The sequence below is a fragment of the Synechococcus sp. R5-12 genome (genome assembly GCF_047502655.1).
Classification (GTDB): domain Bacteria; phylum Cyanobacteriota; class Cyanobacteriia; order Thermostichales; family Thermostichaceae; genus Thermostichus.
Genome location: NZ_JANSIM010000010.1, coordinates 1 through 749, shown reverse-complemented (window position 1 = coordinate 749; position 749 = coordinate 1). Strand labels below are relative to the sequence as shown.

1 protein-coding gene is annotated in these 749 nt (G+C 43.3%); it reads left to right on the top strand.

The genetic code is table 11. The features are described from left to right. A protein-coding gene (locus NW843_RS00750; RefSeq protein WP_414521821.1) for an IS5-like element ISSoc13 family transposase occupies positions 1-732 on the top strand; the annotation gives its coding sequence in 2 pieces (ribosomal slippage) (positions 1-308 and positions 308-732; 733 coding nt annotated over the 2 pieces). This gene is flagged as partial in the annotation. Positions 733-749: the final 17 nt, after the last annotated feature.

The following is a 749-nucleotide window of genomic DNA, read 5'->3' as shown; positions in this document are numbered from 1 at the left end:
TTTTTTAGATGAAAACAAATGGCAGAAGATATTGGCTTTTTTACAGACAGAAGAGAGAGTTAACATTGGGAAAGAAGCAAACTGCAAACAGTTTATTGAAGCAGTTCTTTGGATAGCCCGTTCCGGTGCTCCTTGGCGCTACCTCCCAGAAGGATATGGCAAATGGTACACCATCTATCAAAGATTCCACCGGTGGAGTCGTTTTGGAGTGTGGGAACGGATGTTCAAGTATTTTATTGACGACCCTGATTTAGAGCATCTCATTATTGATTCAACCATGGTTCGAGCGCACTCCTGTGCTGCCGGAAAAAAGGGGAGCAAGCTTTGGGGAGAAGCCGAGGCGGATACAGCACCAAGATTCATGTGAGTGTAGATGGGTTGGGAAATCCGCTGGAATTGAGAATAACTGGCGGAGAAAAGAGCGATATTACTCAAGGGGAAGAATTGATAGAGGGCTGGCAGAGAAAGGATACCAAAGTAATTGGGGATAAAGGATATGATGCGGATAAGTTGATTGAGAAGATAGGGGAAGCTCAAGCGGTTATTCCGCCTAAAAGGAATAGAAAGACGCAGCGGCATTATGACAAGCATCTGTATCAAGAGAGGCATTTAATCGAATGCTTTTTTCATAAGTTAAAGCAGTACCGGCATCTATTTTCTCGTTTTGACAAATTGGCCAGGAACTTCTTGAGTTTTCTCTATCTCGTCAGTGCTCTCTTTTGGCTCAAATGAAAGATCAACACAACCTA